The 7451-nt window shown below is 77.4% G+C and carries 7 protein-coding genes and 1 pseudogene; 4 read left to right on the plus strand and 4 right to left on the minus strand.

The annotated features are described in order from the left end of the window. Positions 1 to 870 (minus strand): MmyB family transcriptional regulator (locus GTQ99_RS17035; protein WP_166616924.1); only part of this gene is annotated, 870 nt, incomplete at its 3' end. Positions 871 to 972: 102 nt separating this feature from the next. On the opposite strand from GTQ99_RS17035, the gene GTQ99_RS17040 reads away from it, so the two are divergent. After that, complete coding sequence (locus GTQ99_RS17040) at positions 973 to 1776, plus strand: SDR family NAD(P)-dependent oxidoreductase (protein WP_338075055.1); 804 nt, start codon at positions 973 to 975, stop codon at positions 1774 to 1776. Between the two features lie 18 nt (positions 1777 to 1794). Here GTQ99_RS17040 and GTQ99_RS17045 read toward each other — a convergent pair whose 3' ends face one another. Next, on the minus strand, positions 1795 to 2421 hold the full coding sequence (locus GTQ99_RS17045; protein ID WP_166616925.1) for a LysE family transporter: 627 nt from the start codon (positions 2419 to 2421) through the stop codon (positions 1795 to 1797). A 92-nt stretch (positions 2422 to 2513) separates the two neighbouring features. Then, positions 2514 to 3239 carry a CGNR zinc finger domain-containing protein gene (locus GTQ99_RS17050; protein WP_338075056.1) on the minus strand — a complete coding sequence of 242 codons (726 nt, stop codon included), beginning with the start codon at positions 3237 to 3239 and terminating at the stop codon, positions 2514 to 2516. 61 nt (positions 3240 to 3300) lie between these two features. On the opposite strand from GTQ99_RS17050, the gene GTQ99_RS27070 reads away from it, so the two are divergent. The 3 genes from GTQ99_RS27070 (at position 3301) to GTQ99_RS17065 (ending at position 6575) form a co-directional block, all read left to right on the plus strand. Continuing rightward, positions 3301 to 4506 carry an epoxide hydrolase family protein gene (locus tag GTQ99_RS27070; protein WP_338075057.1) on the plus strand — a complete coding sequence of 402 codons (1206 nt, stop codon included), beginning with the start codon at positions 3301 to 3303 and terminating at the stop codon, positions 4504 to 4506. Beyond that, positions 4503 to 5615, plus strand: coding sequence for an alpha/beta fold hydrolase (locus tag GTQ99_RS17060; RefSeq protein ID WP_166616926.1), 1113 nt, complete (start codon positions 4503 to 4505; stop codon positions 5613 to 5615). Before GTQ99_RS27070 ends, GTQ99_RS17060 begins: the two co-directional genes overlap by 4 nt. Positions 5616 to 5681: 66 nt before the next feature. Further along, positions 5682 to 6575: a transglutaminase domain-containing protein gene (locus GTQ99_RS17065; protein ID WP_166616927.1), complete on the plus strand. Its 894-nt coding sequence runs from the start codon at positions 5682 to 5684 to the stop codon at positions 6573 to 6575. A gap of 248 nt (positions 6576 to 6823) precedes the next feature. On the opposite strand, the pseudogene GTQ99_RS17070 reads toward GTQ99_RS17065, so the two are convergent. Continuing rightward, positions 6824 to 7451: pseudogene (locus GTQ99_RS17070) on the minus strand (hypothetical protein); the annotation flags it as partial.

Consider the following 7451-nt stretch of genomic DNA (forward strand, 5'->3'; position numbering starts at 1 on the left):
CCCCCACCGCGCACCGCCGCTCCCGCCGTCCCCGGCGCTCGCCGCGCTCCACCCCGCGAGCAGCGGCAGCACCTGCGCGGTGGGGGAACCGCGTTCGACGGTGTAGACGACCAGGCGCTGCTCGGGGTCGTGCGGCCCGACGACGGACTCGACGCCGAAGCTCAGCGGTCCGGCGACCGGGTGGTCGAGGTGCTTGGTGACCGAGGTGCGGAAGGTGACCCGCTGGTCGGCCCACCACCGCTCGACGTCGGGGTCGCCGCGGCGCAGCTCCTCGACCAGGGCGCCCAGGCGCCGGTCGTCGGGGTGGCGGCCCACCTCGTAGCGCAGCGCCCCGACCGCCGCGGCGGCGAAGTCGGCCCAGTTGACGATCCGCGTCCGCGCACCGGGGTCGAGGAAGAGCCACCGCGCGAACGAGGTCCCGGGGTCCACCGCCGTCCCCAGCACCCGGCTCAGCAGGTCGTTGCGCGCCAGCACCTGCGTCCTGCGCCCCAGCAGCAGCACCGGCACGTGCTCCAGCGCGTCCACCAGGCGCAGCAACCCCGGGTCGGGTCGCTGCGCGGCCTCCGGCCCGGCCCACCGCCGGCGCGAGGAGGGGGCCGCCAGGTCGCGCAGGTGGGCGCGTTCGACCTCGTCCAGCTGCAGCGCCCGCGACAGCGCCTGCACCACCTCGTCGGTGACGGTGTGCTGGCGCCCCTGCTCCAGGCGGCTGTAGTGGTCCGGGCTCAGGCCCGCCAGCACGGCCAGCTCCTCCTTGCGCAGCCCCGGCACGCGCCGCGGCCCGGGGAAGGGCGCGATCCCCGCCTGCGCGGGGGTCAGGCGGTCGCGCCGCGAGCGCAGGAACGCCCCGAGGGCGGAGCGGTCGGCGGGCACCGGGCCAGCGTAGGAGGACGGACCCGGCGCGGACCCGGTCACGCCGTGACCAGGCAGCGCGCGCCCTGGTGCGCCTGCCGCGGGCCCGCTCGACTGGTCCCCGTGACCACCACCCAGTCCACCCAGTCCACCCGGTCCGTCACCCAGGAGCACCGCACCGTGCTCGTCACGGGGTCCACCAGCGGCATCGGCGCCGCCACCGCCCGCACCCTGGCCGCGCAGGGGTGGCGCGTCCTCGTCACCGGCCGCGACCGGACCCGCGGCGACGCCGTCGTCGCGGACCTCGTCGCCGGCGCCGACGCCGGTGCCGCTCGGGCCGTGTTCCTCCCCTCCGACCTCACCGGGACGCCCGAGGCGCTGCGGGCCTTCGCGGCCGCCGCCGTCGAGGCCGCCGGCGGCCGGCTGGACGCCGTCGTGCACAACGCCGCGCTGTGCCCGCCGGTGGACACCGTGAGCCTGAGCGACGCCGACCTGGAGGCGACCCTCGCGGTCAACGTCCGCGCCCCCCACGTCCTCACCGCCGCGCTGGCCCCCGCGATGGCCGAGCGCGGCCACGGGGCGATCGTGGTCATCGGTTCCTGGATGGCCCACCTCGGGCACCCCTTCGTCGGCCTGTACTCGGCGACGAAGGCCGCCGAGATCCAGCTCGCCCGCAGCTGGGCAGCGGAGTTCGGACCCCGCGGGGTGCGGGTCAACACCGTCTCCCCGGGCGCCACCCGCACCCCGGTCAACGCCTCCGCGGGCGACGTCGTCGCCGCCATGACCGCCGGGACCCCCGCCGGGCGCCCCGGGAGGCCCGAGGAGGTCGCCGACGCGGTGGCGTGGCTGCTCTCGGAGGCCTCCGGCTACGTCCACGGCGCGGAGATCGCCGTGGACGGGGGCATCACCGCCACCCGCTCCGCCTGAGCCCCACCGGCGGTGGTGTCAGCGGGCGCTGGCGACGGTGCCGACCCCGAAGGCGGTCAGGACCACGGCGCTGGTGCGCTCCAGCGCCCGGGTCACGTGCGGGCGGCGCAGCCAGGTGACGGCGCGGGCGGCGACCGTGGTCAGGACCAGCAGGTAGCACAGGGCGACGCCGGCCTCGACGAGGCCGAGCAGCAGGGTCGCGCCCACGCCCGAACCGGCGGGGGCGAACTGGGGGACCACGGCGAGGAAGAACAGGCCGACCTTGGGGTTGAGCAGGCACGAGAGCAGCCCCGCGCCGAACGCCGCGCGCGCCCGCACCGCCCGCTGCGCGGGTCCTCCCTGCTCCTGCGGACCCCGGGTGCGGCGCGAGGCGGTGAAGGCGCGCACGCCGAGGACGACCAGGTACAGGCCCCCCAGGACCTTCAGCACCCGGTAGGCGTCGGCGGACTGCTGCAGCAGCGCGGCCAGACCGAGGGCCACCGCTCCCGCCCAGACCACGGCACCGGTGGCCGAGCCGACCGCGGCGAGCGCTCCGGACCGCGCCGCGTGCAGGCTGTGGCGCAGGACCAGGAAGGTGTTGGGGCCCGGGGTCAGCTCCAGCAGCAGGCACAGGGCGGCGAAGGCCAGCAGCGCGTCGATGCTCACGGGGTCCACCCTCCCAGCGCAGGCCCCGCGCGCCGAGCCCCCGGGGGAGCCGGGTTCCCGGGCCGGTGCCACCGGGTCCCGGGATCGGGCGCTCAGTCCTCGCGGCGCCGGCGGTAGCTGCGCGTCTTGTGGCGGTTCCCGCAGACCTCCATCGAGCACCAGCGGCCGCCGCCGCTGCGGGAGGTGTCGTAGAAGGCCCAGCGGCAGTCCGGTGAGGCGCACAGCTTCAGGCGCCTCCACCCCCCGGCGGCCACCTGCGCGGCCACCGTCTCGACGAGCACGTCCAGGGCGGCCGCGCCCGTGCCGGCGACCAGGCGCAGGCGGCCCTCGGCGTCCGGTGCCAGGCGCAGGGGGAAGGCGGCCAGCAGGCCGGCGGTCCGCGCGGCACCGGTGCCGGAGCCGCTGCCGGAGCCGGTGCCGGAGCCGCTGCCGGAGCCGGTGCCGGTGCCGGTGCCGGAGCCGGTGCCGGTGCCGGTGCCGGTGCCGGTGCCGGTGCCGGGGGTGAGTGCTGCGCGCAGGGCGGTGCGCAGCGAGCGGGCGGCGTCCAGGTCGGCGGCGTCCGCGCCCGGCGCGGGGGTGGGCAGGTCGTGCGCCCGCAGCCAGTCCGACAGCGCCTGCGGCGAGGTGAGCCGGTCGGTGGCGACGTGCTGCTGCCCGTGGCGCTGGAAGGTCCTCTCGTCGAGGGTGTTGAGGAACCGCTCGACCAGCACGAGGTCCCCGACGACCCGGGCCCCGGACCCCGGCGCGGCCCCGGGTTCGACCTGCGGGTCGACCTCGGGTCCGGCGTTCGACGCGGCGCCCGCCGCTGCTCCCAGCACGACACCATCTTACGCGATAGATGGTGTTGACCGCTCGCGACACCGGTCATACGCTCCACTGGTGTCGAATTCACCGGAGAACCCGACTCCCGACGCCCGCCCCTGGATCCGGGTGCCCGACGCCGACCTGCAGGAGCTGCGGGCGCGGCTGCGCGCCACCCGCTGGCCCCGCCCCTGGCCCCTCGACGGCTGGCGGGCCGGCACCGACGGCGACGAGCTGCGGCGCCTGGTCGCCCGCTGGGCCGACGGCTACGACTGGCGCCGCCACGAGGCCGAGCTGAACGCGCTGCCCGTGCACCACGCCGACGTCGAGGGCACCCGCGTGCAGTACCTGCGCTTCGAGGCCGAGGCCGGTGCTGCGACCGGTGGTGGGGCCGCGCTGCCGATCGTGCTGACCAACGGCTGGCCCAGCAGCTTCTACGAGCTCGTCGGGCTGGCCGAGCGCCTGGCCACCCCCTCCCGCTCCGGCGGGGACGCGCGGGACGCCTTCACGGTCGTCGTGCCCTCGCTGCCCGGCTTCCCCTCCTCCGAGCAGCGCCCCGGCCTGGAGGGGGCGCTGCCCACCCACGAGCTGTGGCACCGGCTGATGCACGAGCACCTCGGCTTCGAGCGCTACGGCGCCCACGGCAGCGACCTCGGCTCGGCCATCACCGGCTGGCTCGCGCAGGCCCACCCGGAGGCGGTGGTCGGCATCCACGTGCTGGACGTGGACCGCCGGGTGCGCGAGGACGAACCGGAACCGACCGCCGAGGAGCGCGTCTACCTGGACGCCCTGGACGCCTGGTCGCAGGCCGAGGGCGCCTACGCCCACCAGCACAGCACCCGCCCCCTCACCCTGGCCCCGGCGCTGAGCGACTCCCCGGCGGGCCTGCTGTCGTGGATCCTGGAGAAGCACCGCGCCTGGAGCGACTGCGGCGGCGACGTCTCCACCCGCTTCAGCGACGACTACCTGCTCACGCAGGCCTCGCTGTACTGGTTCACGAACACGATCTCCACCTCGCTGCGGCCCTACTACGAACGCGCCCACGGCCTGGCGCCCACCCTGCACCGGGTGGACGTCCCGACCGCGGTGGCGCTCTTCCCCGCCGACCTCGGCGCGCCCGCGCCGCGCAGCTGGGTGCAGCGCCGCTACCGGCTGACCCGCTACACGCCCATGCCGCGCGGCGGGCACTTCGCCGCGCACGAGGAACCCGAGCTGCTGGCCGCGGACATCAGGGCCTTCTTCGGCGAGCTCGCGGGCTCGGGCGGGCAGCTGGGGTCCCGGTGAGGCGGCACGCGTTCGCCCGCACCGAGCAGGCCGTCCTGGACGACCTGCGCGAGCGGTTGCGCCGCTTCCGCAGCGTGCCGGGGGTCCGGCTCGACGGTGCACCGGGTGTTCCGGAGCCCCTGCTGCGCGCGCTGCTCGAGCACTGGCGCGACGGCTTCGACTGGCGGGTGCAGGAGGAGCGGATCGCCGCGCTCCCGTGGTGGGAGACCGAGCGCGCACCGGTCCCGCTGCGAGCCGTCGTCTCCCCGGCGGCCGGCGCCTCCTCCGTCGCGGCCGCCGCCGCACCGGTCGTCGTGCTGCTGCACGGCTGGCCGGACTCCGTCCTGCGCTTCGAGCGGCTGCTGCCGCTGCTGGGCGACGTCACCGTCGTCGTCCCGGCGCTGCCGGGCTTCCCCTTCGCCGCCCCGGTGGCGCAGGGCGGGCTGTCGTCGGTGGCGATGGCCGACGCCGTCGCCGACGCGCTGGCCGAGCTCGGGGTCGAGCGCTGCGTCGTCTCCGCCGGCGACGTCGGCTGCGACGTCGCGGAGGCCCTCGCCGCCCGCCACCCCGCGCTGGTGGCCGCCCTGCACCTGACCGACGTCTCCCAGTACCACTTCCTGGTCGACCCGCCCGGCGACCTGGACGCCGAGGAGCGCGCGTACGTCGAGCGCGGCCACCGCTGGCAGGCGGCGGAGGGCGGGTACATGCACGAGCAGTCCACGCGGCCGAACACCCTCGCGGTGGGCCTGGGCGACTCCCCGGCCGCCCTGGCCGCGTGGATCGTGGAGAAGCTGCTGCGCTGGAGCGACGGCGACGGTTCGCTGACCGACGTCTTCAGCCTCGACGAGGCGCTGACGTGGGTGAGCGCCTACTGGGTGAGCGCGAGCATCGGCACCTCCTTCACGCCCTACGCCGCCGCCGGCGCGAAGGAGTGGCCGAGGATCGAGGTCCCCACGGTCGTCACGACCTTCCCCCGGGACCTGGTCAACGCCCCGCGCAGGTTCGCCGAGCGGTTCTTCGACGTCGTCGCCTGGCGCGAGTTCGAGCGCGGGGGGCACTTCGCGGCCTGGGAGCGCCCGCACGAGCACCTGTGGGGGGTGCGCACCGCCCTGGAGGCCCGGCGGCGATGAGTCTGCGCGCGGTGCGCGGTCAGCAGGACCAGCAGGTGCAGACCGCCGACGCGAGAGGAGACGCCCGTGGTGGCGCTCGAGGACTCCACCCGCCAGAGCCCGTACTCGGACCCCGGCCGGCACGCCGCGCTCCTCGGGGCGCTGCCCGGGGACCTGGCGAGCCTGTGCGCCGCCTCGCGCAACGTCATCGCCCACTACCGCGCCGAGCTGGGGGAGCTGCCCCCGCAGCGGCGGGGGGAGGTGGACAGCCGCTGGCTGGAGGTCGTCCTGGACGTCGACCAGGAGCGCCACGGCACGGGGCTGGAGCGGCCGCGGGTGCTCGGTGATCGGGTGGCGGGGTGCTGCCGCGACCACGCGCTGCTGGTGGTCGGTGCGCTGCGCCAGCGGGGCGTGCCCGCGCGCAGCCGGGTCGGGTTCGCGCACTGCTTCACCCCCGGCTGGGCGCACGACCACGTGGTCGTGGAGCGGTGGGAACGGGGGCGCTGGCGGCGCGCGGACCCGGAGCTGACGGCGAGCGCCGGCTCCTTCGACGTCCTCGACCTGCCGGTCGGGGACGGGGCGCCGTTCGAGACGGCCGCGCAGGCGTGGCTGGGCTGGCGGGCGGGGGAGCGCGACGCCTCCCGCTACGGGGTGGCGCCCGGTGCGCCGTGGTGCGGTCCCGGGTTCGTGCGCGACGAGGTGCTGCACGAGCTGGCGCACCGCCACGGCGACGAGCTGCTGCTGTGGGACGGCTGGGGCGCCGTGGAGGACCCGGGGTCGCTGGCGCTCGAGGAGGTCGACGAGCTGGCGCGGCTGCTGGTGCTCGCGGACGGCGGGGACGAGGCGGCCGAGGCGGACCTGGCGGCGCGCTACCGCGGCGACGAGCGGTTGCACCCGGGGGAGCAGGTGGTCACCCGCTCCCCGTTCGGCGGTCCCGCACGGCTGGTGGACCTGGCGCGGCGCTCGACGACGCCGCTCTAGGGCGGTCGAGCCGGCGCGGCCCTGCACGGCCCACTCCACCGCCTCGCCCGGCTCGTCGGCCGCCAGGACGGCGGTGCGGTGCGCGAGCACGACGAGCGGGCCCTCGCCGGCGAGGTCGTGGGCGAGCGTGCCGCCGCCGGTGCGCAGGTAGCGGGTGGGCTCGGCGGTCGTGTCGTCCTCCTGGGCTGATGGCGGTAGCCCTCGAGCTCGTGCGACGAGCCCGACGCGTCGACGCCCGCCGCCCGCGCTCAGCCGGCGCGGCTCGTGCGCTCGACGCTGGTGGAGACCGAGGCCCCGTCCTTGCCGGTGCTCCAGGGCATGACGCGGTGCCAGCCGGCGCGCACCAGCGCCCGGTCGAGGTCCCCGGTGCTCACCGGCGCCCCGGACGGCTGCGAGGCCCACGGCAGCAGCCGCTCCCAGCCCGCGCGGGCGCGCTGCCCCCGCGGCCGGGAGGGTGCCCACGTGCGCGGTGCACCACCCTCCGGAGCGCCCTGCGGCGAGGGCTCCGCGCCCCGGCCGGGGTCCTCGCCCGCTCCTGGCTCGGCCAGCGGCACCCGCGAGTGCCGCTGACCGGTCTCGGGCAGCGTCAGGAGCAGGGCGTCGACGCCGTCGCGCGGCGCGCCGGTGGTGGTCGTGGTGGCGCTGTAGCTGGCCCTCAGCCTGCGCCCCCGCGGAGCCGGGCCGTCCCAGTCCGGCGGGTCGCCGAGGTCGCGGGCGCGGGCGACCCCGCAGGCGAGGTCGCCGAGGTGCTCGGCCAGCTCGGCGGTCTCGACGCGCAGCCGCCGCAGCGCGGCGAGCGCGTCCCCGGCGGCGCCGGGGGAGGAGGTGGCCGCGGGTCGCCACCGGCTGAGGTCGTCGGGGGCCCGCCGCCAGTGC

The organism is Kineococcus vitellinus, from assembly GCF_009906315.1.
In the GTDB taxonomy this organism is placed as follows: Bacteria; Actinomycetota; Actinomycetes; order Actinomycetales; family Kineococcaceae; genus Kineococcus; species Kineococcus vitellinus.